The sequence below is a fragment of the Candidatus Anaeroferrophillus wilburensis genome (assembly GCA_016934315.1).
Lineage (GTDB): Bacteria > Desulfobacterota > Anaeroferrophillalia > Anaeroferrophillales > Anaeroferrophillaceae > Anaeroferrophillus > Anaeroferrophillus wilburensis.
In genome coordinates this window covers 105,973-131,816 of record JAFGSY010000013.1, presented here as the reverse complement: position 1 = coordinate 131,816, position 25,844 = coordinate 105,973, and the positions used below count along the sequence as shown (strand labels likewise).

General features: G+C 53.9%; 23 protein-coding genes. 11 read left to right on the top strand and 12 right to left on the bottom strand.

Features of this window, described 5'->3' with window-relative positions; all coding sequences use genetic code 11:
• Window positions 1-88: 88 nt before the first annotated feature.
• Together JXO50_03530 and JXO50_03525 are read right to left on the bottom strand one after the other, a co-directional pair.
• Window positions 89-379, bottom strand: a complete 291-nt coding sequence (locus JXO50_03530) for a type II toxin-antitoxin system RelE/ParE family toxin (protein MBN2332158.1) — start codon at window positions 377-379, stop codon at window positions 89-91.
• Complete coding sequence (locus JXO50_03525) at window positions 376-600, bottom strand: addiction module protein (GenBank protein MBN2332157.1); 225 nt, start codon at window positions 598-600, stop codon at window positions 376-378. The genes JXO50_03530 and JXO50_03525 overlap by 4 nt, the downstream gene beginning before the upstream one ends.
• Window positions 601-1,333: 733 nt before the next feature.
• Between JXO50_03525 and JXO50_03520 the strand changes: the two genes are divergently transcribed.
• The 4 genes from JXO50_03520 to JXO50_03505 all read left to right on the top strand — a co-directional run bounded on the left by JXO50_03520 (window position 1,334) and on the right by JXO50_03505 (window position 5,384).
• Entirely contained in the window at window positions 1,334-3,052 is a 1,719-nt protein-coding gene (locus JXO50_03520; GenBank protein MBN2332156.1) for an aldehyde ferredoxin oxidoreductase, read from the top strand.
• Between the two features lie 36 nt (window positions 3,053-3,088).
• On the top strand, window positions 3,089-3,313 hold the full coding sequence (locus tag JXO50_03515) for a MoaD/ThiS family protein (protein MBN2332155.1): 225 nt from the start codon (window positions 3,089-3,091) through the stop codon (window positions 3,311-3,313).
• Between the two features lies 1 nt (window position 3,314).
• Window positions 3,315-4,142: a HesA/MoeB/ThiF family protein gene (locus tag JXO50_03510; GenBank protein ID MBN2332154.1), complete on the top strand. Its 828-nt coding sequence runs from the start codon at window positions 3,315-3,317 to the stop codon at window positions 4,140-4,142.
• Window positions 4,143-4,433: 291 nt separating this feature from the next.
• Window positions 4,434-5,384, top strand: a complete 951-nt coding sequence (locus tag JXO50_03505) for a hypothetical protein (GenBank protein ID MBN2332153.1) — start codon at window positions 4,434-4,436, stop codon at window positions 5,382-5,384.
• An 87-nt stretch (window positions 5,385-5,471) separates the two neighbouring features.
• Here JXO50_03505 and JXO50_03500 read toward each other — a convergent pair whose 3' ends face one another.
• The 5 genes from JXO50_03500 to JXO50_03480 all read right to left on the bottom strand — a co-directional run bounded on the left by JXO50_03500 (window position 5,472) and on the right by JXO50_03480 (window position 10,373).
• Window positions 5,472-6,656, bottom strand: coding sequence for an LbtU family siderophore porin (locus JXO50_03500; GenBank protein MBN2332152.1), 1,185 nt, complete (start codon window positions 6,654-6,656; stop codon window positions 5,472-5,474).
• Between the two features lie 131 nt (window positions 6,657-6,787).
• Window positions 6,788-7,171 (bottom strand): hypothetical protein, encoded by a 384-nt coding sequence (locus JXO50_03495; GenBank protein MBN2332151.1) that lies wholly within the window; start codon window positions 7,169-7,171, stop codon window positions 6,788-6,790.
• Window positions 7,172-7,192: 21 nt separating this feature from the next.
• On the bottom strand, window positions 7,193-9,274 hold the full coding sequence (gene feoB / locus JXO50_03490; protein ID MBN2332150.1) for a ferrous iron transport protein B: 2,082 nt from the start codon (window positions 9,272-9,274) through the stop codon (window positions 7,193-7,195).
• Window positions 9,275-9,354: 80 nt separating this feature from the next.
• Window positions 9,355-9,576 (bottom strand): ferrous iron transport protein A, encoded by a 222-nt coding sequence (locus JXO50_03485; protein ID MBN2332149.1) that lies wholly within the window; start codon window positions 9,574-9,576, stop codon window positions 9,355-9,357.
• Window positions 9,573-10,373: a metal-dependent transcriptional regulator gene (locus JXO50_03480; protein ID MBN2332148.1), complete on the bottom strand. Its 801-nt coding sequence runs from the start codon at window positions 10,371-10,373 to the stop codon at window positions 9,573-9,575. The genes JXO50_03485 and JXO50_03480 overlap by 4 nt, the downstream gene beginning before the upstream one ends.
• 272 nt (window positions 10,374-10,645) lie before the next feature.
• On the opposite strand from JXO50_03480, the gene JXO50_03475 reads away from it, so the two are divergent.
• From JXO50_03475 to tpx, 4 genes are all read left to right on the top strand, one after another.
• Window positions 10,646-12,952, top strand: a complete 2,307-nt coding sequence (locus JXO50_03475) for a methyl-accepting chemotaxis protein (GenBank protein MBN2332147.1) — start codon at window positions 10,646-10,648, stop codon at window positions 12,950-12,952.
• Between the two features lie 63 nt (window positions 12,953-13,015).
• On the top strand, window positions 13,016-13,801 hold the full coding sequence (locus JXO50_03470) for a Fe-S cluster assembly protein HesB (protein MBN2332146.1): 786 nt from the start codon (window positions 13,016-13,018) through the stop codon (window positions 13,799-13,801).
• 226 nt (window positions 13,802-14,027) lie between these two features.
• The gene (recQ, locus tag JXO50_03465; GenBank protein ID MBN2332145.1) at window positions 14,028-15,884 is read left to right on the top strand and encodes a DNA helicase RecQ; all 1,857 of its coding nucleotides are present in this window, start codon (window positions 14,028-14,030) and stop codon (window positions 15,882-15,884) included.
• A 329-nt stretch (window positions 15,885-16,213) separates the two neighbouring features.
• The gene (gene tpx, locus JXO50_03460) at window positions 16,214-16,729 is read left to right on the top strand and encodes a thiol peroxidase (protein MBN2332144.1); all 516 of its coding nucleotides are present in this window, start codon (window positions 16,214-16,216) and stop codon (window positions 16,727-16,729) included.
• A gap of 7 nt (window positions 16,730-16,736) precedes the next feature.
• Here the strand turns inward: tpx and JXO50_03455 are convergent, their stop codons facing one another.
• The 5 genes from JXO50_03455 to JXO50_03435 form a co-directional block, all read right to left on the bottom strand.
• Window positions 16,737-17,669 carry a cation transporter gene (locus tag JXO50_03455; GenBank protein ID MBN2332143.1) on the bottom strand — a complete coding sequence of 311 codons (933 nt, stop codon included), beginning with the start codon at window positions 17,667-17,669 and terminating at the stop codon, window positions 16,737-16,739.
• Between the two features lie 189 nt (window positions 17,670-17,858).
• Window positions 17,859-18,908, bottom strand: coding sequence for a hypothetical protein (locus JXO50_03450; GenBank protein ID MBN2332142.1), 1,050 nt, complete (start codon window positions 18,906-18,908; stop codon window positions 17,859-17,861).
• 18 nt (window positions 18,909-18,926) lie between these two features.
• Complete coding sequence (locus tag JXO50_03445) at window positions 18,927-20,909, bottom strand: TonB-dependent receptor (GenBank protein MBN2332141.1); 1,983 nt, start codon at window positions 20,907-20,909, stop codon at window positions 18,927-18,929.
• 1 nt (window position 20,910) lies between these two features.
• Window positions 20,911-21,732: a hypothetical protein gene (locus JXO50_03440; protein MBN2332140.1), complete on the bottom strand. Its 822-nt coding sequence runs from the start codon at window positions 21,730-21,732 to the stop codon at window positions 20,911-20,913.
• A gap of 8 nt (window positions 21,733-21,740) precedes the next feature.
• Window positions 21,741-22,460, bottom strand: coding sequence for a hypothetical protein (locus JXO50_03435; protein MBN2332139.1), 720 nt, complete (start codon window positions 22,458-22,460; stop codon window positions 21,741-21,743).
• 533 nt (window positions 22,461-22,993) lie between these two features.
• Here JXO50_03435 and JXO50_03430 point away from each other — a divergent pair.
• The 3 genes from JXO50_03430 to JXO50_03420 are packed head-to-tail and all read left to right on the top strand — an operon-like array spanning window position 22,994 to window position 25,836.
• Complete coding sequence (locus tag JXO50_03430) at window positions 22,994-23,629, top strand: hypothetical protein (GenBank protein MBN2332138.1); 636 nt, start codon at window positions 22,994-22,996, stop codon at window positions 23,627-23,629.
• Between the two features lie 40 nt (window positions 23,630-23,669).
• On the top strand, window positions 23,670-25,127 hold the full coding sequence (locus JXO50_03425) for a hypothetical protein (GenBank protein ID MBN2332137.1): 1,458 nt from the start codon (window positions 23,670-23,672) through the stop codon (window positions 25,125-25,127).
• Window positions 25,120-25,836 carry a DUF364 domain-containing protein gene (locus tag JXO50_03420; GenBank protein ID MBN2332136.1) on the top strand — a complete coding sequence of 239 codons (717 nt, stop codon included), beginning with the start codon at window positions 25,120-25,122 and terminating at the stop codon, window positions 25,834-25,836. Before JXO50_03425 ends, JXO50_03420 begins: the two co-directional genes overlap by 8 nt.
• Window positions 25,837-25,844: the final 8 nt, after the last annotated feature.

The window sequence follows — 25,844 nt, the reverse complement described above, 5'->3', positions numbered from 1 at the left end:
TGACCGCCATCCCCATGGCTTTTAATAGCCGGGGATGGCGATACTCTCAAACTCCAAAACTGTGCGGGAAGATCGTAACTTTTTCATTTTACCTTCTGCTCTTCCAGTAGCCTGGCTTCCGGTGTAGATTCATGATGGCAACGACATATAGCCCATCTTTTTCTTCTGAATACAGAACACCATAAGGGAATCGCCTTACCAAAGACCTCCTGACATCTCCCTCAAGAATTGCCCAAGCCTTTGGAAATTCGACTGACCGTTTGATTGCTGAATATACTTCAAAGGCAAAATCGTAGCTTAGGCCAGGCTCTATATCTTCGTAATAATCTATTGCGTTGTTTAATTCGTCTTCTGCTTCTGGGTGAAAGGTAAAGCTCATTTTTCTAGCCTTTTCCAAATCTTCGCAAAAGCCTCTTCGCCTGGTATTGCCTTTACACTCCCTGACCTCAATTCAACCAGGCGTCGCATAGCCTCTTTAGCCCATATTTTATCGATTTCTGATTCTGGCTGGTTCAGGCTGCGTAACAGTGAATCAACGACTATGGCTCGTTCTTCTACTGGGAGAGAAACTGCTTCATCAATTAGTTGTTTTGTATTCATGATTTTCACCCCCTGGGTATGGATTTATAGCCCAACAAGTTATTCCATAGTTTCCTGATAACTATCGCAATTCTGAAGGGTTGACAATGAATTTCTCTCAGGTTATGCTATTTCTATCCGGATATTACTCATTTAGAATTGATAGCCAGCAATCGGATACCCTGATATGATTCAACTCCCGACCACTCTTACCAGCAAATATACGGCGTTTCTTAATCAAAGAGGTGTGAAGACTGGACAGCATCGGTATTATCTCAAGTGGCTGCGATAGTATCTTGATTTCTGCCATACATATAACTTTTTACAGACAGAAAGCGAGAGCCTTACGGCCTTTATAGAAAAACTGAGGGAGAAAAAGCAAGTTGAAAGCCTGAGAAAACAGGCCCATCATGCCATATCCCTTTTTTACGAGATGGAACATTGTGCCAGCAGAAAAATCTCAACGGATACATCCGATGACAGCATTACCACGGTTGAACATCATGCATCTGAGCCCCTTCCCCCTCCTTATAGTAAACAAATCCCGGCTAACCAAAGAGTTTTATCCTTGCTGAAAGCGCTTTGCAGGGCAGTGAAAAAAAGCAAAATCGGGGCTGCGGGTCAGTCAGTTTATTAACGTATCATCTGTGTCGGTCAGGCAAAATAAAACACCACTTGCTTGACATTCAGAACAATCTTTGCCAGCAATATGAGGTAGTGGGAGTGAAAACTTTTTGACCAGGGAGGTGAACTGATGGCCGACAAAATTTTTCGCGTCAACATGACGGATATGACCACTGCCGTTGAAGAGGTGCCGGTCGATTGGCTGGGGCTTGGCGGTCGTGGCCTGACTTCAGCGATTGTGGCGGCGGAAGTGCCGGCCACCTGCCATCCTCTGGGAAAGGACAACAAACTGGTGTTTGCCCCGGGGCTGCTTTCCGGGACCCGGGCAGCCAATTCCGGCCGGCTGTCGGCGGGAGCCAAAAGTCCGCTGACCGGCACGATCAAGGAGAGCAATGCCGGCGGCACTGCTTCCCAGATCATGGCCAGGATGGGCATCAAGGCCCTGATTATTGAAGGGCTGCCGGAAAAGGATGCCTTTTACAGCCTCAGGGTGACCACCGATGGCGTTGCCATCAGCGAGGAAACGGCGCTGGTGGGCAAGGGAAATTTCGCGGTGGTCGAAAGCCTGGGCCGCGATGTGGGGGTTTTGAGCATCGGCCAGGCGGGAGAAAACCGGATGGCGGCCGCCAATATTTCGGTAATGGACCCGGACGGCAAGCTGCGCAGCCTGGGCCGCGGCGGCCTGGGGGCGGTGATGGGAGCGAAGAGGATCAAGTATATTGTTCTTGATCCGGCAGGAGCCCCGAAAACCGTCTCATTGGTCGATGAAGAAAAGTTCAAGGCAGCCGCCAAGGTGTTTGCCAAGGCACTCCATGATCATCCGGTGTGCGGTGACGCGCTGCCCAACTATGGGACGAATATTCTGATCAACATCGTCAACGAGGTGGGAGGGCTGCCGACGAAGAATTTCCGCTCCGGCCAGTTCGATGCCCACGATCTGATCAGCGGCGAGAAGATGCGGGAGCTGATCGATGCCCGCGGCGGCAAACCGCGGCATGGCTGTCATCCCGGCTGCGTGATCCAGTGCTCCCAGGTCTTCGTCGATAAAGACGGCAACTACGTGACCTCTGGTTTTGAATATGAATCGATCTGGGCCATGGGCGCCAATTGCTGCATTGATGATCTTGATATCATGGCTGAGGCCGATCATGTGATGGATGACATTGGCGTGGATACCATTGAAACCGCGGTGACCATCGGGGTGGCCATGGAGGCGGGGCTGCTGCCCTTCGGCGACGGTCCTGGATTTCTCCGGTTGCTCGGGGAGATCGAAGCGGCAACGCCCATGGGCAGGATTTTGGGGGCCGGGGCCGCCATTACCGGGAGAACCTATGGGGTGACGCGGGTGCCGGTGGTCAAGGGGCAGGCGATTCCCGCCTATGACCCGCGAACCGTAAAGGGCATCGGGATTACCTACTGTACGTCAACCATGGGTGCCGACCACACGGCCGGCTACACGGTGGCCACCAACATCCTCAAAAGCGGCGGCTTTGTCGATCCCCTGCAGAAGGAAGGGCAGGTGGAGCTGTCCCGCAATCTGCAGATTGCCACCGCGGCGGTGGACAGCACCGGTCTGTGCGTCTTTGTCGCTTTTGCCGTCTTGGACAACGAAGCGGCGCTGCCGGCAGTGGTGGAGATGATCAATGCCCGTTTCGGCATCAGCCTGACCATTGATGACGTCATGGAACTGGGGAAAACCATTCTCAAGACCGAACGGGCTTTCAACCAGGCTGCCGGTTTTACCAAGGAAGATGACCGGCTGCCGGAATTTTTCGCCGAACCGGTGCAGCCCCATAACGCGACCTGGGATTTTACCGGTGAGGAGATTGATGCTTTCTGGAATTTTTAACCGGAGGCAGGTTCTCCCTTTGTTTTGTTTCTTATGATGCAGGTTGTTGTTAAACTGTTTGCCTCTTTTCGGGAAGGCCGTTTCAAGGTGGAGGCCAGGCAGGTCTTTCCTGGTTCCACTGTGGCCATGGTGCTTGCTGATCTTGGCCTGCCGGAAGAAGAGATCGGGGTGCTGTTGGTCAATGGTCGGCATGCGGAACCTGATCAACAGCTGAATGATGGTGATACCTGCGCTGTTTTTCCGCAGATTGGCGGAGGATGAGATGCCTATCGAGCTTTCGGATTTTTTACACACTTCGGCAATGAATGGCTTTGTCTCCTGGGAAAGCTATAGAACGGCCAGTGATCTTTTTTCCGTTTCCTATGCCGAAATCGAACAGGTTGCGCTCGAACAGGGCCTCTTCCCGCAGCGCTACGCGGCCCACCGTCAGCTGATTGAGGCCGCAGGCCAGCTGCAGCTTTTCCATTCCAGAGTGGCAGTCATCGGCTGCGGCGGTTTGGGAAGCTCCCTGGTGGAGGGCCTGGCTCGTGTCGGGGTCGGCCAGATGGTAATCATCGATCCGGACATCTTCGTGGAAAGCAATCTTAACCGCCAGTTTCTGGCAACGGTTGACTATCTTGGCCATCACAAGGTCAACGTGGCTGCCGACCGGGTGGCGCAGATTAATCCAGCGGTGACTGTCACCCCTTTGGTCCAGGAATTTACCGCCGCCAATGGCAGGCAGCTGCTGGCCGGGGCTTCTGTTGCTGTTGACGCGCTCGATTCGGTTGATGCCCGGCTTTCATTGGCCGAGGTCTGCCGGGAACTGCAGATCCCTCTGGTTCATGGGGCAGTGGCCGGCTGGTATGGTCAAGTGGCGGTACAGCTTCCTGGCAACGATGTGATGGCTACTCTCTACCGACGCCATCAGCAACCGGGTATTGAAAAACGGGTTGGCAACCTGGCAAGCAACGTGGCGGCCATTGCCAGCCTGCAGACGACCCTGGTGGTCAGGATTCTTTTGGCAAAGGAGACGCCTTCGGTAGGCTGCTGGTTTTCCCTCGATCTCCGGGAGCTTGAGGTGGAACGTATTGATCTTGCCAAGGAATGAATGTTCTGTTCTCGGCTCCCATACTATTCTCTTGACAACATTCCTGTCCTCATCTAGTATTTCTCCCGGCTCAAAGCTGTTCTTATTTTCCGATGACCATCCAGATTAGCCGTGGTTGCTCTACCTTAAAGTCCCGATACAACGTGTGGTATGGGACGATGGAGAGAAAAAATAAGCGCTATGCCGAAAAATCATGTGAAATATATAATAATCTTTGTGCTGAGCCTCTTTTTCTTTCTTGTCTCAAATGCCTCTGCAATAATCACTGCCCCCTGTTCCGACTGTCACACCATGCATAATTCTCAGGATGGTTCGCCCCTGAATTTCGATGTCAGTTTGACCCAAAACCGGTATCTCACCAGGGGAACCTGCCTGGGCTGTCATGCCCAGGGGCCGACAATGATAGTTGACGGCATTCCCCAGGTTCGCCATGAGGACCCGGCCCGCGATCTGGCTGGCGGCAATTTTGCCTATATGTTGGGGACTAAAGGCAGTGGCGCCTCTGATGCCAAGGGACATAATGTGATAGATTTTGGCGATCTGGAAGATACTCTCACAGGTCCTCCCGGGGGGTGGATCCATGGATTGGAGTCCAAGCCGGCAGTCGAAGACTTTACCTGTGCCGGAATCTACGGCTGCCATGGCAGACCCTTGGATTATGGTGCCTCAGACCCAATGGCATCAATTGCCGGCGCTCATCACGGCAATGGCAGCACTCTCAACGGCACCACCGTGGCCAGGAGTTACCGTTTTCTCTATGGGGTTATAGGGTTGGAAGCAGACGACTGGCAGAATACCGACAGTGCCCATCACAACGAATATTATGGTGCGACGACTCCTCGTACCCCGGCATGCAATGATTGTCACACCCTCGGATCTTCTTTCCCGACGGGTTCAACAATTACGAGCCTCTGCACCACGTGCCATCCCGACATGCATGAAATAGATAATGGCGGCGACGGCATCTGGATCCGCCACCCCTCTGATATCGTTATCCCCGACACCGGTGAATATGCTGATTATACTACCTACAATGTTGCTGCACCGGTCGGCCGGGTAACCGTCCCTGCTGCCGCAGGCGACACGGTTACTCCGGGGGAAGATGTTGTTACCTGCCTTTCCTGCCATGTTGCCCATAGTTCAGATTATCCTGATTTGCTTCGCTGGGACTATGGGCAGATTGTTGCCGGTGGAGGAGAGAGTGGAGAAGGGTGTTTCATCTGCCACAGCACCAAAGATTAATTCTTGTACATTCTCGGCAAATATCATGCTTCCCGGCACACCCTTCCCCCCTCCCTCCTCATGCGGCTGGCAAACAACAAAGACAAACTAAAATTCGAGCGCCAGCTGCATGGTGACAGTTTCAGCATTTTCACCACTACCGCCTTCGCTTTCACCATAATCCTCATCATGGGCGTACTCAAGCGCCACTGAAACCCCTTCCACCAGCTCGACGCCCAGTGAACCGAGATAGCGCTTTTCCGGCAGTTCCAGAGCATGTGCTTCGTCGGTGCCCTGGTAGGCAGCTGCCAGTACGGTTTCATGACCGGCGACCTCGAAGGTATAGGCCAGTTCGATATTCCAGGATTCCGGTTGGGCGCCGCTGCCGGCAAATTCCAGCTCCGCCATTTTAAAATCATCGGTAGCCCCCAGGTATTCACCGATCAGGGTGAAATTCTTCCAGCTGACGATGGCATAGGCGTTGAAGCCGCCCACGTAGTCAGCAATGTCCTCGATTCCCTCCTCTTCCAGGAACTCGCCCAGGGCATCCGAATCAGCAATGCTGTTGATCCAGCCAAGACCGAAATCAACGGCAAAATCCTCAGTTTCATAGGTGTAGCCGGCGTTAAGGCCGTAGCCTTTGATTTTGTCCTCATCGCCGGTTTCATCAATATCACCGTTGAAAGTGTAGGCGCCGGCGTAGAAACCTTGATAGTCCAGACCAACCAGGACTGCCGTTTCCCGGGTTTCCCCCAGTTCCAGGGTGAGGGGGTCGGAGATCATGCAGCTGGAGAAATTCCCGAAGGGAACATAGAATTTTCCGGCTGACAGGTACAGGGGGTAGTATTCAGTATTGCCGAGGGTGATGAATGCTTCATCCAGGTCCACCGGCTCGGTATCATCTTCTTCCCAGAGCAACAGCAGATGACCGGAGACATACTGGTGCAGGTCAACATCGATGCCCAGCTCCACCGTGGCCAGGGTGATGTCGCTTTCATCATTGTCGTCGTAATCTTCGCTGAAGCCTGCTTCAACTTCGACGAAGCCGCTGATGGTGACCCGCTCGGCAATGCTCCTGAGGGCAGTGGCTGCCTCGGCAACCTCCTCCTGATTTTCCTTCTGGGCCTGAAGCTCACTCTTCTGGGCATCAAACGGCAGCTGCAGTTCCTGCAGCTGCCGGGCCAGATTCTGAATCTGCCGTTCGAGAGCCTCGGTATCGGCAGCGAAAGAAACAGCCGGCAGCAACAAGGTGAGGACACAGAAAATGGTTAGGATGAATTGAGTCGCTTTCATTAGGTTTTCCTCCTTTATGAATGGTTAGTTCTTGATAGACGGACTTTACCAGACCGATGCTGTTGCTGTCGAAAAGCTTTCGCAGGTCAGGATTGGGATCGGGCAAAAAAAACCACGAGATGTCAAAACCTTCATGGTTCTGATACCTTCGTGGTATGTTTTGCCACAATAGCAGGTGGATAAAACGAATGTTTGGCTGCGAGTTTCTCCCCCACAATTTGCATACATCGATAACCCATACTAATCGTGATGTCAATGGGGTTTTCAGGCTGAAACGGTTTTTCGGCGTGCCGGCCTTGTAACGGCTTTCCATTGGCAGTATGGCAGTTATGGATAACCTCTGTCTTGCTGTTTGTTTGGCAGTTTGCTGCTTGCTTATCCGGGCAGACGCCGCATTCCTGGCAGCAGTCATAAGACTTGTACCCGCATGTTGTGCTGGTGAATGTTCTTTTGTATCTCCGACTGAGAAAAAGCAGCGATAGAGATACCATGCCAATGATAATTATCGTTTCCATAGTACATTCCTTGCTGATTGCTCAGCAGCCGATTCCAGCCAGGCGACCGGCCTGGTACACGATGAAGGTTATTATCCAAGCCATAACAGTCAAACCGGCCAGCTGAAAGAGAGCCCAACGCCAGGAATTGGTTTCTCGGCGGGTGACGGCGATGGTCGCCATGCATGGCGCACTGATCAGGCAGAACAACATGATGCAGAAGCCGACCAGTGGGGTATAGTGTTGCTGGAGTTTTTCCCGCAGTGGAACGGACTCTTCGTCGGCTTCGCCAATGGCATAGACAATCCCCAGCTGGGATACAAAGACTTCCTTGGCGGCAAAGGCACCGATCAGTGCGGTGCCGATGCGCCAGTCGAAGCCAAGTGGCTTAAGCAGTGGTTCCAAAGCGTGTCCCAAGCGACCAGCGGCTGAATAGGTCAACCGGGCTTCCTGGTATGCTTCGGAGGAAGAAAACACGTTGTTTGGCGATGCCGGCATGGTTGGATAGGTAGTCATGGCCCACATGACAATGGAGATAGCCAGAATGATCGTCCCGGCTTTCCGCAGATACAGCCAAGCCCGATCCCAGGTGTGGATAGCTATCGATTTCAGGGTTGGCAGGCGATAGGGCGGCAACTCCATCACAAAAGGAGTGTCGTCACCTTTAAACAGGGTGGCGCGCAAAAAACGGGCGGTGACCATCATTAATGCAATGCCGAAAACATAAATCAACCAGAGCATGGGTGCCTGCCAGGTGGCGGGGAAGAACGCCGGAATAATCAGTGCGTAAATGGGCAGCCGGGCTCCGCAACTCATCAATGGGGTAACCATGATCGTTGTCAGTCGGTCGCGCTCATCTTCAAGGGTTCTGGTGGCCATGATTGCCGGGACGGAGCATCCAAAGCCGGTAAGCAGGGGAATGAAGCTTTTGCCATGCAGCCCGATTTTATGCATCATCCTGTCCATGATAAAGGCCGCTCTGGCCATGTAGCCGGTGCCCTCCAGCATCGCGATGGCGAAGAACAGCAGGATGATGGTGGGCAGGAAAACGAGCACCCCGCCGACGCCGCCGATGATGCCATCAACCAGCAGCGATAAAACGGCGCTGTCCGGCCTGCCAGGCCAGAAGGATGAAATGGTATCTCCCAGCCAGGAAAAACCCGTGTCTAGCCAAATCATCGGCGGACCTCCAATTCTAAAGGTCAAGGTGAATACCAAGTACATGAGCAGCAGAAATATTGGCAGGCCGAGGATCCGATTGAGGATGATTTTATCGACCTTGTCAGAAAAAGTGAGGCGCTCGGCAGCTGTCGTGATTGTCGCCTCCCTGATCAAGCCGGCAATGAAGCCGTACCGCCATTCGGTAATCAGCAGTTCGGGGGCTTCATCGAGATGGCCAGATAATTTTTCATATATCCGCTCATAGTTGCTTTTGAAGATTTCCGGCGCCGGATCTGCTTTGCTGACCTTTTCCAACAGTTGTCCGTCTCGCTCAAGAAGTTTGATGGCCAGCCATCTTCTGGGCAGCTCGGGCAGCAGCGTTGTCGAAATCATCGATGAAAGTTCGGCTATTACTTCTTCAATATCTTGCTGGTAGGCTATGGGCCGTGGTGTTGGATTTTGCCGCTGCTCAGCCACTGCAATAATCGTTTCCAACAACTGTTCCTTGCCGGTGCCCCGGCTGCCGACCATTGGAATGACCGGAACGCCCAGCAATTGCTCCAGGATCGGCAGGTCAATGGTCGTTTGCTGCCTGGCCACCATGTCCATCATGTTGAGAACGATGATCAGGGGAGTGTTCATTTCCATTAGTTGGGTGGCCAACAGGAGGTTTCTCTCCAGGTTTGAGGCATCAACAATGTCAATAACCACCTGTGGCCGCTGGTTGAGTAGGAAATCTTGCGTTACAAGTTCCTCCACCGAATGGGGCGAAAGGCTGTAAGTGCCTGGCAAGTCGATGATCGTCAGCTCTTGCCCCTGGTGGCGGCAGCCACCCTCCTTTTTTTCCACCGTAACTCCGGGATAATTGCCCACCCGCTGCCGGGAGCCGGTGAGCAGGTTGAAGATAGTCGATTTGCCGCTGTTTGGATTGCCGGCCAGGGCGACGGTAATGGTGCTGTCCATTCTCTTTTCCTTTCATGATCTGAGTTGCACTTGCTAAATATAGTTAGCTATACCTAATAGAGCTGGCAAAAAAAAATTGCCTATTGTTTGACCATGATCTTGCTCGCCAGTGTGCGACCCAATATCAATTTGCCGCTGCCAATCCGGATTACTACCGGACCGTGGCGATTGCCGCTGAGCACCTGAAGCATAGCTCCAGGAAAAATTCCCAGGGTTGCCATCTTTTGTTGGGCCTGTCGCCCTGCGTTGATACCGCTTACCAATACTTTGACACCATGGCCAATGTGATCCAGTCGTATCATTTCTTTTCTCCAGAGCTTCCATGCCTGAGTCTTTCAATCTTGATGCCGGCGGCCTCTTCCCTGCGCAGACTGAGGTGATATCCTTTTATTTTGACGTCGATGGGATCACCCAGAGGGGCAATCTTTTCCACTGAAACCATGCTTCCCGGTATCAGGCCCATTTCCATAAAGCGTTTGTTTGATGGCCCGCTTCCACGTATGGCAAGAATTTTCCCCGATTCCCGGGGGTTCAGGTCCGCTAACGTAATGTTCATTGTTGATTCTCCTTTCGAAAAGTAGGGAACTTGCTGATGGTGACAGACTTTGGAAAACCATGAATCGAAACGTTCTGCACAATGGTCAACCCGTGAACCGGATTCATAGAAATGACTGAATTGAGCGATCCATTCCATACCGCCCCGGGGGCATTGTTCCAGGAAGGTAATAAAACTGATAATGCGGTTCAACACCTCTTCATCGACCGCATGTTCAAGGCGGTGGGCATTATGTTCGGCATCCGCTGCTGGCAGGGCGAGGACCCTGGTTAGAAAATCCACCAGCACCTGGTGTTTTTTAGTCAGCTGCCGGCCGAGGGCCGTGCCGTCATCGGTGAGTGTGACATAGCTGTAGGGCCGGTAATTGATCAGCTTTTTAGCGGCCAAACTTTTTAATGCCGCGGTGACCGACGAGAGCCCGACGCCAAGCTTGCGGGCGATGCTGTTGGCTCTGGCTATCTGCTGTGATTTGACAATCTGATAGATAGCTGCCAGGTAATCTTCCTGCGTTGGGGATAAATCAGGATAAAGATCGAGGGTCATTGTTTGAGCCTGTGTAAATAGTTAACTATATCTAACTTTATTCCACTTATCGAATTGATTTCTTTTTGTCAAGGTTTTTTTATGTACCTATTTTTTCCCATTTGCTTTTTTACTGCTCCATACATGGTCCCGGTGGTGGAGGATTTTTTTCTCAGTCCGGCAACTTTCCATAAAGATTTATAAGGAAAAAGCGATATATTATTATTGCTATTATGTTGGCAGTAGTTATAGCTAATTTACCATTTTATGGTGTCACATGTCAGAGAGGTCCCATGTTTAACAAGCTTTCATTAGGTGCTAAAATTATTTGCGGGTTTTCCCTGCTGCTGTTGCTGTTGGTGGTCATCGCCTACGTTGGTTTCAGCAGTATCCAGACTATCCATGGCCGGGTGGATACCACCACCCGGGTAAACAGTCTGAGCAGCCTTCTAACTGATGCCCGCCTGGCGGAAAAAAATTACATCAGCCACAACCGTGAAGAGGATGCTGAGCTGGTTGAACGGATTGTCGGCAGTCTGGTGACGAAAGCCGATGAACTGGCCAGTGATATGGGTATGGATGCGGCTGCCAGTGAAGTGGGGCAGATAAGTGTTATGGCAACCACCTATCGCCAGGCATTCAGCGATTATCGCCGCCTGCGGCAGAAAAAAGATGCTGCCCGGCAGCAGATGGCAGCCGCCGGGAAAGAAGCGGAAACCGCCGTTCGGAAAATCATCAGTTTTCAGGAGGGAGACCTGGAAAAAATCAGCCGTGAGGCCAGCACCCTTTCCGAGCAGACCCGGGCCAATACCGATGATGCGATTCGCATGCATCAGATGCTTCTCCATGTAAAGGGGGTAGTCCTTGCCAGCCGGTACAGCAGCAATGAACAATTGGCCGACGAGTTTACCGAAAAGATTGATCTTATGCGGACCATCGGCCAGCTTCTGATAATCCGACTTGATCGTCAGTCGGCAAAAGATATTCTTGCCGAGATCATCGATGCTCTGGATCCCTATCTTCAAGCCTATGGGGCCTATAGAAAAAAACGTATTGAAAACAATTTGACCCGGCTGGAAAATATTGGTGCCGAGGTAGAGGCAAAACTGAACCAGTTCCGCTGTGACCAGGATACCGATCTTAAAGTTGTCCAGACACTGGTGGAACAGTCGATTGGCAAGAAAACCGCTATTATATCAGGATCGTACCGGATTATGATCTGGTTCCAGGAGGCTGCCAGTGGTGAGCAGGCCTTTACCATCAGTCATGACGAGCAGTCGCTCAATCAGGTGACGGAGCGGCTTGACAAGATCATCAGCCTTGCCAGTGAGTTCAAGGATTCATTCACCGACGAGGAGCAGAGATCGCAGATCGAAGTGCTGCTGGCCAAAGTAGATGCTTATCGTGGAGCGTTTACCTCTTATGGTGAGCTGACCCGCGAGCAGGAGCGGGCGATGGACGTTATGGTTAATAGTGCCCGTGAGGTGGTCAGTGTTGGTGCCATGCTTGCTGACGCTGAACAGGATGCCATGCAGCGCCAGACGGTCCGGGCGCGGATGGAGATCACGACGTTTGCCCTGGTTGCTATTATCGCTGGCATACTGCTCGGCCTGCTGATTACCCGGCTGATCACGCGGCCGTTGAAAAAAATCATTGACCATCTTGAAATCGGGGTCGGCCAGGTAACGGGTGCCTCGGATGAGGTGGCATCGGCTTCCCAGGCGTTGGCTCAGGGAGCCAGCCGTCAGGCGGCTGCCATTGAAGAAACAAGTGCGACAATTGAAGAGTCATCATCGCTTACCAGAAGTAATGCCGATAATGCGACGGAAGCCGACCGGCTTGCCGATAAGGCGAGAGATACCATGCTGCAGACGAGCAAAGCGATGGAGGAACTTGCCGGGTCGATAGAGCGGATTGGGGTTGCTGGTCAAGAGATATCTAAAGTTATCAAATCAATTGACGACATTGCCTTCCAGACGAATCTGCTGGCGCTCAATGCCGCGGTTGAGGCAGCCCGGGCCGGCGAGTCCGGAGCCGGCTTTGCCGTAGTTGCCGAAGAGGTTCGCAACCTGGCCAGGAGAGCCGCTGAAGCTGCTTCAGCTACCCAGGGACTTATCGAGGATACCGTGCGGCGGATTGCCGAGGGAACCGCAGTTATGGGTCGGGTGCAGGAAGATTTTTCCCAAGTCAACGAGGTCAACGAAAAGGTAGATAATCTGGTAAAAGAGATTGCTGCCGCCAGCCGGGAACAGGCCAAGGGTATAGAACAAGTGACCGAGGCCATGCGGCAGATCGACGGAGTTACCCAGGAGGTGGCTTCCCACGCCGAAGAAAGTTCATCGGCAGCTGAAGAGCTTGCCGCCCAGGCGGTGGCCATGAAGGATGTGGTCACTCATCTTTTGTTCCTGCTGACTGGCGGCGGGCAGCGGCTGGAAGAGGCCAATCAGGATTTTGGCGGTTACCTTGCCGGGCCGCAGAATCCCCATGCCCTGGCCAGAAAACAGCACGCACTGCCGGCCGCAGGGGGCACAGCACGGGAGCTGTCGTCGGATGAGATTATTCTTGTTGATGATGAAGAAGATGAATCAGACAGTTTTTAAGCCATTTTCTTTGCCAAAAGACATTCCTGTTTCGTATCTACATCATGGCTCTAAGGCAAGCGGATGAAGCAGACAGGCGCAATTACAGCATTCCAGGAGCGGATCCTGAATTTTTATGGGGAGCGGGGCAGGAATCTTCCCTGGCGGCGAACCACCGATCCCTATCGCATACTGGTTTCTGAAATCATGCTTCAGCAGACCCAGGTGGAGCGGGTCATTCCTTTTTATGAACGCTGGCTCGACCGCTGGTCAAGTCCGAAGGCACTGGCGAAAGCCGAGCTGAAGGAGGTGCTGTCGCTCTGGATGGGTCTGGGGTACAACAACCGGGCAAAGCGGCTGCTGGCTGCGGCGGCAACAATTACCACCGACTACGATGGTGACGTGCTGGCCGCCTGCCGGGATTACCGCCATCTTCCCGGGGTCGGTGAATATACCTCAAAAGCGGTCCGCATCTTTGCCGCCAACGAGGATTTGGCTGCCATCGATACCAATATCCGCCGCATCTACATTGCCGAGTTTTCCCTGGACAATCCTTCCCCGGCCGAAATCCTAAAGCTGGCGGAGCAGTGCCTGCCCCGGGGCCGCAGCCGCGACTGGCACAACGCCTTGATGGATTACGGCGCCCTTCATCTCACCGCCGCCAAAAGTGGCATCTCCCCGGTCTCGAAGCAGAGTGCCTTTGCCGGTTCGGTCCGCCAGCTGAGGGCCCAGATTGTGCGGGAGCTGCTCACAAAAGGCACCATCCCCCTCGCTGCCTACCAGGATGACCACCGTTTTGCCAAAGCCCTCAGTGGTCTGCAGAAGGAAGGGTTGTGCCGGGTGGAAGGCCAGTATCTGTTGATCCCCTAAGCGGTTCTGGTCCAGCGGAACGCCGTCGCAATCCTGCACATTCAGTGCGCATGTCATACCAGTTGACTTGACATTTTGTTCCCCTCGGGTATATCAGAATGAATCTGCCATGAGAGGGGAGTGTTTTTCTCCTGCCTTGCGGAAGAAAGGCAGGCGTGTGGTTTGGCTCAGGTGGGCTGAAATGCCGCCTGCGTAAACACCATGCTGAATGGCGCTACGCCTGCTTATGAACACTGCTCCGGCGCATATTCTTAAACAGTATTGGGGTCATGAAGGTTTTCTCGACCGCCAGCAGGCAGCTATCGATATGGTCCTTGCCGGACGTGATTCGGTCACTGTGCTGCCGACCGGGGGCGGCAAATCGGTCTGTTACCAGGTGCCGGCCCTGCTCCTTGCCGGTCTTGCCATCGTTGTTTCGCCCCTGATCGCTCTGATGAAAGATCAGGTTGATGCTTTGCGCCTGAACGGAGTCCGGGCGGCGGCAGTCAACAGTTCCCTGACGATGGTGGAAAAGCGTGACGTGGCTGCCGCCCTCCGGGCAAACGAACTTTCCCTGCTCTATATCTCGCCCGAAAAGCTGGTTCAGAAACGCACCCTGGATTTTTTTAAAACCTTAAAAATCTCATTTCTGGCGATTGACGAAGCTCACTGTATCAGCCAGTGGGGCCACGACTTTCGTCCTGAGTACCGGCAGCTTGGCGGTTTGAAAGAGCATTTTCCCGGCCTTGCCATCCATGCCTATACGGCTACGGCGACCGAGACGGTCAGGCGCGATATTGCCGACCAGCTCAAGCTTGACAGCCCTCATGTTCTCGTTGGCGCTTTTGACCGTCCCAATCTTACCTATCGGGTCCGCCGCCGGTCTGCCAATCACAGCGCCCAGATTATCGACATCCTCCAGCGTTACAAGCAGCAATCCGGCATCATCTACTGCCAGAGCCGGCGTGAAGTCGATCAGCTCAATGCTCTGTTGGCGGCAAAGGGTTTTCGCTCCTATCCTTACCATGCCGGGATGGATGATGGTGAGCGCCGCGCCAGCCAGGAGGCCTTTATTCATGATGAGGCCGGGATCATGGTGGCGACGGTGGCTTTCGGCATGGGGGTTGATAAATCCAATATCCGCCTGGTTCTCCACAGCGGGATGCCCAAGGCCCTGGAAAACTATCAGCAGGAGAGTGGCCGGGCGGGGCGCGACGGTCTGCCGGCGGAATGTATTCTTTTCCACGGCAGCAGTGATCTGCAGCGCTGGCAGCGCACGCTGGCGGAAAACGGTTACGGTGAAGGTCTTGAAGGGGCGAAAAAATCGCTGCAGGCGATGGTTGACTACGTCCATGGCGACCAGTGCCGGCACCGGACCCTGGTCGGCTATTTCGACCAGGAACTCGAACCCGGCACGTGCGGCAGCTGCGATATCTGTCTTGGTGAGCTGATATCCGTGGCCGAGCCATTGTCCATCGGGCAGAAAATTCTTGCCGGTGTTCTTCGCCAGGGGGAAAATTATGGCGCTGATTATACGGCTCTGGTCCTCAGAGGCTCCAATGATCGCCGCATCAAAGAAAACGGTCATAATCGGCTGACGACCTGGGGACTGTTGTCTCGGGAGAGCCTTGCAACCATCAAGGATTGGATCGACCAGCTGATCTGCCAGGGTTTTATCGCCCGCGAACAGGACTATCATCTGCTCAAGGTGACTTCGGCCGGCCACCGTCTGCTCAAGGGTGAAACGGTTCCCAGCCTGCTGGTGGCCAAGGAACCGGCAAAAAATTCTGCCGCCCCAACGCGGTCCAAGTTGGCACGTGAACTTTCCGAGGCCGAGTCTCAGCTTTTTGAAAAACTGCGTGAGCTGCGTCGGGAACTGGCCGCCGAACGTGGAGTTCCCCCCTACATTATTTTCAGTGATGCGGCTCTGTATGATATGGTCTGCCAGCGGCCTCCAACCTTGGCCGCCTTCAAGCAGGTTAAAGGCGTCGGCGAGCTTAAACTGCGTGATTTTGGTGTGCCCTTTACCGATCTTATCCGTGCCTATTGCATTGCCTGCGGACTGGGAAATGACAGCGATTCCGCTGCTGAAATCCTGTCGTAGCCGGTTCGTTGTCCTGCTGTTTGGGAAACCTGCCGCCGCAATAATCTGTCCGGTTTCTTGCAACTATCCCGCTTGTATTGACATTTTGCGCCCGTCGGATATATTCAGGTGAACTGCCATGGGAAAGGAGTGTTCGTCTGACACCGGAACAGCAGGTTCGAGAACAGTTTGATGCGTTGCTGATCAGGGCGGCCTGAGAGGTCGTCGATCATGGCGGTGCCGGAGATTCTGGCAGCTGAAATTGTTGACGACCTGGAGGCGTCCCTGGGGTAGTTTCTCCTGATTGTCAGCGATCTGCAGAACGACTAACATCATTCATGGAGGGAGAAATGAAGGAACGAACGGGTATGATTACCATCCACGGCAATCCCTTAACCCTGTGCGGCGATGAGCTGCAGGTGGGCGACACGGCGCCGGACTTTGAACTGCTTGACAATGATCTTGGCAAGGTCAAACGGTCAGAGTTCTCAGGCAAGGTCAGCGTTCTCTGCTCGGTGCCGTCGCTGGATACGCCGGTATGCGATATGGAAACCAGGCGGTTTAATCAAGCGGCTGCAGATCTCGGTGACGAGGTGGCGATTGTCACTGTCAGCATGGATCTGCCGTTTGCCCAGAAGCGGTGGTGCGGTGCGGCCGGCATCGACAAGGTGATTACCCTTTCCGATCACTTCAATGCTTCCTTCGGGATCGCCTATGGGGTGCTGCTCAAGGAATTGCGGTTGCTGGCCCGGGCGGTTTTTGTCATTGACCGGCAGGGTATTGTCCGCTACCGGCAGCTGGTCAAAGAGGTTACCGATGAGCCGGATTATGAAGCGGTTCTCAGAGCAGTAAAAAACCTGGTCTGAAAAAGAGTTAGTAGTGTTCGGCAGGTGTTGAAGCGGTCTGCCCTTCATTGCCCGGTTCGATGTGAATAATGATGTTCAGGGGATAGGAGAGGGTTTCCTTGAGAAACTCTTCCAGTTGATCGGCCAGGTCATGGCTGGCGGCGACCGTCATCTCGCCCGGCACCAGAACGTGGACATCAAGAAACACCTCCCGGCCCACCCTCCTGGTGCGCAGATGATGCCAGGAAAGGATGCCGGGGAAATTGTTGATGGCTGCTTCAATCTCCTGCTGGATGGCCGGTGAAGCGGCCCGTTCCACCAGCTGTCCCAACCCCTGCCAGCCCATCTTCAGGGCGACATAAGCGATCATGCCGCCCACCACCAGTCCGGCCGCCAGGTCTCCCTGCTGCCAGCCCAGCCAGCCGGCGCCAGCCCCGAAACAGACCACCAGTGACGACAGCGCATCCGATCGGTGATGCCAGGCGTTGGCTTCCAGGGCGGGACTATGGAGGCGGTTGGCAAGGGAGATGGTTCTCTGATAGGCGAACTCTTTCAGAATGACCGAGGCCAGGGCAATCCCCAGCACCCAGCGTGGATTGATGGGTAGGGGGGCGCCGTGGAAGAGGCAGAAGTAGGCTTTTTTCATGATCCCCAGACCGACGGCCAGGAGGACGCCGGCAACAATCAGTGAGGCCAGGGTTTCCAGCTTCCCGTGACCGAAGGGGTGACTTTCATCCGCCGGCCGGGCGGCCAGGGAAAGACCCCAGAGAACAATGATATCGGTCATCAGGTCGGAGAGGGAATGGATGCCATCGGCGACCAGGGCCAGGGATGATACCAGCATGCCACCGGCTATTTTGACGATGATGAGCACCATGTTGATCACCAGGCCGAGATAGATGACCTGCTTTTCCTGGTGGCTGTCGGTGTTGTCTGTTACCTGCTGTCTGTGGCTTTGCATGGGCTCAGGAATGGTTTGCCAGTCGGATGAGTGCTGTCGAACTCCATGAAATGGAGCCTCACCATGTCATACCCTAAAAAATGAACTTTTACCAGATCGGGTTGTTTTTAATTTTCCGGCCACCAAAAACCCCCAGACCTGCAAAGCCTGGGGGTTTTTGGTGGGAGAAGCTGCTTTTTGCTGGTTATATCAGCGGGATGGCTGGTCCAAAGAGATGATCTCGATGCGGCCAACGGCTTTGAGCCAGCGGTCGGCCATCAGGTCGGCAGGCGAAACCAGAACGAAGCGGCCGTTCTTGTGGAGCTGCTTGCCTTCCCGCTGATCGGCGAACAGCATTCGGTCGCCATCTCTGCCAAGCTGCAGTTCACCCAAGGAGAACAACGAGCGGTAGCCATCTGGCGCCCAGGCCATGATTACTGTATTCAGGTCGGCGGTTGGGCTGCTCCTGGCGATGAGATCCTGGAAGGCAACTCCCGAAAAAGTGCATTCCCCGGGGCCATGGTAGAGGCGGCCTTCGCCAACTGGAAATGCCTTTATTTCCTGGCGGGGGAGATCGGCGGGTAGTGAGGTGACCGTCATCGGCTTGGCAACGGCACCGGTAATCAGGGTTTCGGGGGCATAGAGTGGATCAAGCTTGCGATTTCCAGGTTGGGGGGGGAGCTCAACGACGGTGATCTTTGTGACCCCTTCCAGGGCCCGGTCAGCCCAGCGGTCACCGGTGATCAAGAGCTTTGGATAAGCGATTGTTCTTTGCTGAACCGCCAGCCGAGGTTCGTATACCTCTTTTTCATGGCAGCGGCCGCAGTTGAGGTGACCCGGCTGCAGAGGGGTGCCGGTATAGGCGATCAGAACATTGCCCGGCAGGCGAAAGAAAATTTCCCCCCAGGAAAGAGCAATTTTTTGGCCATTGTTGTTTTCCACGACGACAGCTAGGTCTACGAGTTTATTGAAGCCCTGGTCAGCTTTGGCAATGCCGGCCAGTTCCAGCAGGATGCGCAGCGGCACCCCGCGGTAATGAATGATGCCACGATTAGTCCCATCCCGGCTGAGATCGTTGAACTGGACAGTCTGTGATTCGAAATCAGCCAGCGCCTCGGTTTGAATGGTCAGTTCCTGGCGAACGGCGCCCTGCAGCGTCATTGCCTGGTTGGCCATCTCGGAGGCTTCCAGGGATTGACTGGTGCCGCTAATGGTAAGGATGAGGCCAAGCAACAGAAAAATCAGGTTGTTTCGGGTCATGGTTGTTTTCCCTCTCGTTTAGAAACTGTATTTCACTTCAGCAAAGGCCGTCCGTCCCGGGCGGGGGAAGCCGGTGCTCAATTCATAGTCCTTGTCCAGCAGGTTCTGGAAGCCGGCCTCGATATCAAGATTATGCGGCAGGTTAACCATGACCTTGGCATTCACGAGGGAAAAGCCGTCAATCCTGTTCCACTGGCCGCTGAGATCCTGCTCCCAGCGTTTGCCGTGTACTTCTAATTCCATGAACAGGCGCACCCGGTCGGTTACCTTAATCAGGTCGCTGAGGTAGAACTTATGGCGTGGAACCTCTTCTAAATGGTCGCTGGTTCGTTCCGCGGACTGGTCTTCGGCATCGAGAAAGGTATAGTTGGCGTTGATGTCCTGGCGCGGCAGCAGGGTTGAATGCATGGAGGCCTCAAGCCCTTGAAAGCGGGCTTTACCTACATTGTCATACATGTCGCCTGCCGGCAGATAGCGGCGGACAATGAGATCTTCAACATCTGAATAGAACAGGCACAGAGCCATCTGGGTATGGCCGGCAAGGTCATAGTCGATGCCGACCTCATAGTTGACCGCCGTTTCTTTCTTCAAATCAGGATTAGGAATGCTGCTGCCGAGATAACTGGAATACAGTTCGTTCAGAGTGGGAAAGCGTGTTTTCCGGCCGACAGAGGCGTGGACAATGAGCTGGTCGTTGATCATCCAGTTTATGCCGGCCTGGGGATTGAGGGTGTCGTCGCTGTCGCGTACCGGTGCTCCATTGACATATTCCGGATCCTGCAGATCGTAGCTGGCACCCATGACCACCGAAAAATGGTCGGTAACCCGGATATCATTTTCCAGGCCCAATGAATAGGTGGTAGCCTCATAGCGTTCCCAGGGGTCTCCACGATCGCCCTGTTCCTTATGGACGTCTTCCTTGTAGTGAAATGCCAGGCTGAGTGTCTGCCGCGACAGCTGTTCGCTGCGCAGGGTCAGTGAGCCGCCCCAGGAATAATCATCATAGAGGCTGTGAAAGGCCCTTCCGGTGAACTGGGTGGCATAGCTGTCGTTATCGTAGGAATCAAGGGTGTTTTCGTAGTCGTCGCGAAACAGTCTGGTTTTCAGCTCCAGACCGTCCATGAGCCGTGAGTTGCCGATTAGGTAGGTGGTCAGTTTGTCCCAGTTGGTGAAGCGCCAGTATTTCAGTTCCCGACCGCTGGTGGCAAAGGTATGGGGCGGTACATCCCGCTCAGCTTCGACGGCGTTGACGCCGATGGCATATTCATGTCCGTCTGCCGGCAGCCAGCCTATTTTCATCGAACCGGTGCTGGTTTTCCGTTCGGCATTGTTGCGGTTGCCGCTTTCCTGATTAATCTCGTCATCAAAGTCGCTGGAAAGATTGAAGGTGCGCTGATCAAGGCGGCTCGCGCCGGCCATCAGGTACCAGTTGTCCTGGCGAGTTCCGAGGTTGATGGCGGCCCGGTAGCCATCGACTTCCATTGCTCCGAGCGTGATGTCGCCTTCAAAGGTTTTTTCCGGTTTACGGCTTACCAGGTTGATGACGCCACCCATGGTATTGGTGCCGTACAGGACGGAGCTGATCCCCTTGCTGACCGTGACCTGTGAAAGATTGTCGGTGCTCAGTATCCCGGCATCAACATAACCGTCATTGGGCACTGAGATGGGAATGCCATCGTAAAAAATAGGTACGTAACGCTGGTTGAAGCCGCGGATCGTGAAGTATTGTTCATTTTTGGTGCCGATTGTCGGAAAAACTCCCGGCAGGGTAGCAAGGGCATCGCCGACGGTGATGCTGTTGGTAAGCTGCAACTTTTCCATGTCAATGGTTTGGCTGGTGCTGATTTTGTTGATCGTCTCATTCTGGCCGGTAACCACTATTTCGCCAAGACTGAAAACCTTGTTGTTGGCGGCAGGTTCCTCCGCGTGGGCGGCCCATGGAATTGCCATGGCCAAAACAGCCAGCAGTCCGGCGAGCAGCACTAAACGTCCAATGCGCATCTTATTCCTCCTTATCCTCGGTTATTTTATGTGTCTGACGGTCAGTCGACGGTGATCGCCATGTTATGATGCAGTATGAAAATGTCAGCAGGATCATCAGGTGAAAGAGCCAGATGGTCGGGCGGGCCAGAGGTGCCCGGGTGATTCTCAGGTGGACGCCGGGGGTTTGTGAGTCTTGAGCCGGTGCAATGAAGCCGAGCAGGGTCACTTGGAGTGAACCATCTTGCAGCGGCTCGTAGGTGGCAACCCTGCCGGCAGCTATCAATGTGTTGTTTTGGATGAGACGTATCCGGGTGCTGTTATGTCGGTAGTCAAAATCGTTATAGGTCCATTGCCGGCGAGGTTTGGCGAGGATGGCAGGGTCATCATTGAAGGTGATATCGTCAATGGAGAGCTGCCAGCCGTTGGGCAACGCGAAGGTTTCACCAGTATGTGCCATGATCGGCGATGGGCGCCAGCCCCAGAAAAAGCCGGCCCCGTGACAGACAACCAGGAGGCCGAAAACCAGGTGAATGAGGAACATCAGCCACTTTTTGCTGTTGTCGTGCAACGTGGGCAGAAACCTTCGCCAGGTGCAGGTGATGAGGTTCAGGGCCAGCAGCCCCATGAGGAGGCAAAGGCCGGCGAACCATAATTTCAGCGGCAGACTGCCGGCGCTTTCCTGACACAGCCAGTCGATCAGCATGCCATGATTCATGGCCTTAATTACTTTGCGGCCGCCGCCCAGCTTGACCAGGGGGGGGAAGGCGGCAAACCAGAGGGTAAGGGTCGTCAGCATGCCGGTGGTGAAACGCAAAGAAGCGATGATCGGAGGAACTCTCATCTGAAAACCTACGGTTTGTAAAGCTGGGCAATGAGCATCAGAGGACCGCAGAGCAGCCCGAGAACGGTATACCAGGATCTGTCTTTCAGGCTGCCACCAGGGAGATGCAGAATCAGCATCAGAAACATGATAACCATGGACGAAATAATAAACCCGGGCGTCCAGCGCCAGACATCGGCCCAGCCATTCAGGCACCAGATAATGCCGGTATCTTCTGAGAGCAGGTAGAAGACTGCCGTGATCAGGAGAGCCGTTCTTCCCTGGTGGCGAACGATGCCGGCTTGGTTGCTCTGGCTATTCAGAGTGAAGGTGCTTAAAAACAGGGCCGTTGCGAACAGTGCCGCCGCCAGTGCCAGGCGGCGGAAAGCATGGAAGGCAACCGCATAGGGATAGATGTGGTTGTAATCAAAACAGGGCGGTGCCTGAGGCCACAAAAGGGCAGTACCGAGCAGAAGGGTGGTTGTCACGAGTGCCCAGCGTCGCACTGGCAGGGGAGCTGCTGTTTGCGTGCTGATGAAAAGAGTTGTCAGGCTGAGAATGAATGCGGTGAAGGTGAGTGATGCCGCCGGGGTGAACACCGGCAGATGATGGGTCTCAAGGGTGTATGCGACCATCTGCCAGCCATGAAGAAGTAGGGCGATAAGCATGATGGTCTGGCTATAACCGGATTTCTTCAACCAGGTCAGGAGCAAGGCGGCGCTATAAAGGGCAAGAGTAATTGCGAGCATGAGTGACGATCATGATTTTTTATTGATGGCTTTGTAGCAACGTCATCTTCTCCGTTAAGCGACAACCTTCCTCACTGGGTTGCACTGGATGTACAAAACCCATTCCTCAGGTTTTGCCTGCCTCGAATCTGAGCCGTTATTGTGCCATCCGGTTTTTAAAAGCTTTTTGCCGGTTGTTGCGAGTTCATTTTTATTAGAGGTCGTTAACAACTGCCGCATATAGCATGCAGATTCAGTGATATGCAAGAAGAAAATAACTTATAATAACTATTTATTACATAAATGGGCTTATAATATCTGATAATTTGTCTTATCCAGGCATTTTTGCCGGGCAGGTTGTTATGCTGATGACGGAGCAGATAGAAAAAATTTGACAAATCTTTTTTAATGTGCATTTTAATGGCCATTAAAATGTAAGTCAAGCAGAACCGATGGCCAAAAAGCATTTTACTGGCAGCCCGGCTTGAGCAACATTACATCATCCAATGCGGCTGAAGATCACTTTTTAAAAGCAGACAGGGGATCTTTTCACGATGATTAAAAAAGTGTTGAATATTACCCGCGTCAAACAGGATCTGCTCCGTTTGGTGGCCATGGGTGGGGGTGAAATGGTGGTTACCAGGGACTATGAACCGGTGGCAACCTTGATTCCAAGGGCTCCGCAGATGGACCATGCCGCCCCGGTGCTGATGGTCTTGGGGGCAAAGGCCTGCCAGCTTGAGGTGCGGGAAGCGTGCTATGCTGCTCTCCGGAGAGTGGCTGGCCGGTTTTCACGGATCATCTTTGTCTATAGCCGGGAGACTGAGGGGTATCTGGATTTTCTTGGCGACCTTGATGTCTGGGCAGTGGAGACGGAGAAAAAGGAGCAGCCGATTATTACCTCCCTGAAAGCGGCCTTGACCTGTCTGGCCGCCGGCGATCAATGGTTCATGGTTGATTTCCTCAACCGTCCGTCTTCCCCTGAAACCCTGTCTGCCCTGGTTGACTGCATCCCCCAGGCGACCGCCCAGGGGAAGGGGATGATTGTTCCCTCGCGAAATGGGAAGCCAAGTCATCCGCTGGCCTTTTCATTGCCCTACAAGACGAGGATTATCAAAACAAGGAAGGAACTGGGTGTTCCTCATATTATCAGGCGGCATCGGAATGATGTTTTTTATCATAATCTGTAGGACAGCGGTGTTGCCGCTTTTTGCCAACAGCAGGTAGATTGTGAACGACGAACGTGCGACCCGTTCCATCCTGATTACCGGTGATCTTGCCACCGGCAAAACGACACTTCTGCTGCAGCTTGAAACGGTGCTGCGGAAAAGGTACCGGCTGGCCGGGGTGGCGAATATCGCCAGTCCCCGTGCGCACCGGAGCGCCATGCCGGCAGGTGGGTACGACTTCAGAATCATCCCATCCGGCGAGAGCTATTCCTGGGCTGCACGGCGGGAAAACGGCTTCGATTTTAACCGTCAAAATCTGGCTGTGGTATTGTCCAGATTGAGAGCGGTTGGTGATGTCGAGGTTTGTTTGCTCGATGATATTGGCCCGTTGGAGCTTGCCGGTGACGGGTTTGATTCCGTTATCAGGAAGGCGGCTGGGGAGCATGGGCCGCTGGTGATTCTGGTGGTGAAGAAGCGTTGTCTTGAAGATGTTGTGCGCTGCTATGGTCTTTCTTCGTCCGAGGTTTATGATCTCGATCAGCGGCAGGATCATGAAAAAATTATTGCTGAGATTTGCCATGATCTGGAAAACCGTGATGCCCGGAACATTGCCGCGTTTTCCGTGCTTGCGGGGCTTACGGAGGTTGGCGTTGGTTCCGTCCTGCATGCCGTTCGGGTGCCCTTCAAAGGGCATTTTCTCGCCTTGGTGCAGGTCATGATGATGATCGGCTTTGGCCGGCGGCTCAACGGGCGGGGATTGTACCAGATTGCTTTTATTGCCGCCCTGTTGAAGTCATTTTCACCCGCCGGGCCGCGGTTGAAGCCGATGTTTTACATCTTTACCCAGGGAGCTTTGTTTGCTCTCCCGACGTCAATCTTTGGCTGGCATTTTCCTGCCATGCTCGGCGGGGCGATGCTCACGTCGGTCAGTACCGTGTTTCTCTCCCTGGGTTTTTCGCTGCTGAAATATGGCCGGGCTTATTTCGAGATGCTGGAAACTGCCTTTAACCGTATTATCGCTGCTGCCGGTTGGGGTCCCTACCCGCTGGGCAGCATTCTTTTGACCTTCCTTCTGATAAAAATACTGCTGGCCGTGGGCATCACCCTGGCGGCATACCACTTTGATTTCAGCTTTATCGAGCGGCGGCTGGCGAGGATCAGGAAGCTGGTTGCCCACGGCGGCCCGCCGGTCGAGTTGCCCCGCGGCCGTAAGAGAAGCTGGAAAGCAAGCGCGGTGGGGGCCTGCAGAGATATGGGGAGGATTGGTTTTCTCGTACCCTTTGGCATTACCGTTACGCTTATCTGCATATTTTCGAACCTGCATGACGGGCAACTGCTGGTTATGCTGCTGCGGGCGTTGCTGGTTACCTGGCTGGGGTTCATGCTTATCCGGCAAATCAATCCCCTGTCGCTGGTCCATTTTTTTCGTCAGCGGGGGGCCCGGGGGTTCGCCCTGGCCATGAACCATTCATTGACTGCCTGGTCTGTCTACCGGCAGGAAGGAGAAAAAGATGATTGAAAAAATAGTTGCCGATCTGGATGACTGCCCGGTCAGCGAGGTGTCACTGTTCCGTCATACGGTTTTTATCGATGGTCCTGCGGTTGGTTTGGCTTCAACGGTCAACACCGGCGGCTGCATGCAGCCGATCAGGGATCTTGGACGACTGCACGAAAAAAGCACCCGGGAGCTGGCCCAACTGATTTTCTCCGATCACCTGCTGGAGAGGGCGGTGGGGATGGCGGCCATCAATTCGGTGGTCAACCATCGGGCAGTGCTGGAAAAGGCCGGTGAGCAGGATGCCTTCGATTATATTGTTGATCATGGGAAGGGCAAGAATATAGCAGTCCTTGGCCATTTCCCCAAGGTTGACTGGCTGCGTCGCAGCGGCATGTTTGAAAATTTCTGGGTGTTTGAACTCAATCCGCAGGGGGAGGACCTGGGGGTGGACCGCTATGCCGACCTGCTTCCCCGGTCGGATTTTGTCCTGATTACCGCGACGACGTTGATTAACGGTACCTTCCCGGAGGTTATCTCCCATTGTCAGAAGAGTTTCAAAGTTCTGTTGGGCCCCAGTACGCCGTTGCATCCGCTGCTGTTCGACTATGGTATTGACTGCATAGCCGGCAGTGTGGTGACCGACAAGGATCTTGCCAGAACCTACCTTTCCCAGGGAGCAGCCTACCGGCAGGCCGAAGGTCTGCGGCGGCTCACCTGGTTTCGGCCGTAACCAACCCT

Coding starts and splice junctions, on each gene's coding strand:
- JXO50_03515 (MBN2332155.1), top strand. CDS start 3,089: ATGCAGGTTGTTGTTAAACTGTTTGCCTCTTTTCGGGAAGGCCGTTTC.
- feoB (MBN2332150.1), bottom strand. CDS start 9,274: ATGGACAGCACCATTACCGTCGCCCTGGCCGGCAATCCAAACAGCGGC.
- JXO50_03500 (MBN2332152.1), bottom strand. CDS start 6,656: ATGAAAGCGACTCAATTCATCCTAACCATTTTCTGTGTCCTCACCTTG.
- JXO50_03430 (MBN2332138.1), top strand. CDS start 22,994: ATGATTAAAAAAGTGTTGAATATTACCCGCGTCAAACAGGATCTGCTC.
- JXO50_03485 (MBN2332149.1), bottom strand. CDS start 9,576: ATGATACGACTGGATCACATTGGCCATGGTGTCAAAGTATTGGTAAGC.
- JXO50_03520 (MBN2332156.1), top strand. CDS start 1,334: ATGGCCGACAAAATTTTTCGCGTCAACATGACGGATATGACCACTGCC.
- JXO50_03480 (MBN2332148.1), bottom strand. CDS start 10,373: ATGACCCTCGATCTTTATCCTGATTTATCCCCAACGCAGGAAGATTAC.
- recQ (MBN2332145.1), top strand. CDS start 14,028: ATGAACACTGCTCCGGCGCATATTCTTAAACAGTATTGGGGTCATGAA.
- JXO50_03455 (MBN2332143.1), bottom strand. CDS start 17,669: ATGCAAAGCCACAGACAGCAGGTAACAGACAACACCGACAGCCACCAG.
- JXO50_03440 (MBN2332140.1), bottom strand. CDS start 21,732: ATGAGAGTTCCTCCGATCATCGCTTCTTTGCGTTTCACCACCGGCATG.
- JXO50_03420 (MBN2332136.1), top strand. CDS start 25,120: ATGATTGAAAAAATAGTTGCCGATCTGGATGACTGCCCGGTCAGCGAG.
- JXO50_03470 (MBN2332146.1), top strand. CDS start 13,016: ATGAAGCAGACAGGCGCAATTACAGCATTCCAGGAGCGGATCCTGAAT.
- JXO50_03450 (MBN2332142.1), bottom strand. CDS start 18,908: ATGACCCGAAACAACCTGATTTTTCTGTTGCTTGGCCTCATCCTTACC.
- JXO50_03445 (MBN2332141.1), bottom strand. CDS start 20,909: ATGCGCATTGGACGTTTAGTGCTGCTCGCCGGACTGCTGGCTGTTTTG.
- JXO50_03495 (MBN2332151.1), bottom strand. CDS start 7,171: ATGGAAACGATAATTATCATTGGCATGGTATCTCTATCGCTGCTTTTT.
- JXO50_03530 (MBN2332158.1), bottom strand. CDS start 379: ATGAGCTTTACCTTTCACCCAGAAGCAGAAGACGAATTAAACAACGCA.
- tpx (MBN2332144.1), top strand. CDS start 16,214: ATGAAGGAACGAACGGGTATGATTACCATCCACGGCAATCCCTTAACC.
- JXO50_03435 (MBN2332139.1), bottom strand. CDS start 22,460: ATGCTCGCAATTACTCTTGCCCTTTATAGCGCCGCCTTGCTCCTGACC.
- JXO50_03505 (MBN2332153.1), top strand. CDS start 4,434: ATGCATAATTCTCAGGATGGTTCGCCCCTGAATTTCGATGTCAGTTTG.
- JXO50_03475 (MBN2332147.1), top strand. CDS start 10,646: ATGTTTAACAAGCTTTCATTAGGTGCTAAAATTATTTGCGGGTTTTCC.
- JXO50_03510 (MBN2332154.1), top strand. CDS start 3,315: ATGCCTATCGAGCTTTCGGATTTTTTACACACTTCGGCAATGAATGGC.
- JXO50_03525 (MBN2332157.1), bottom strand. CDS start 600: ATGAATACAAAACAACTAATTGATGAAGCAGTTTCTCTCCCAGTAGAA.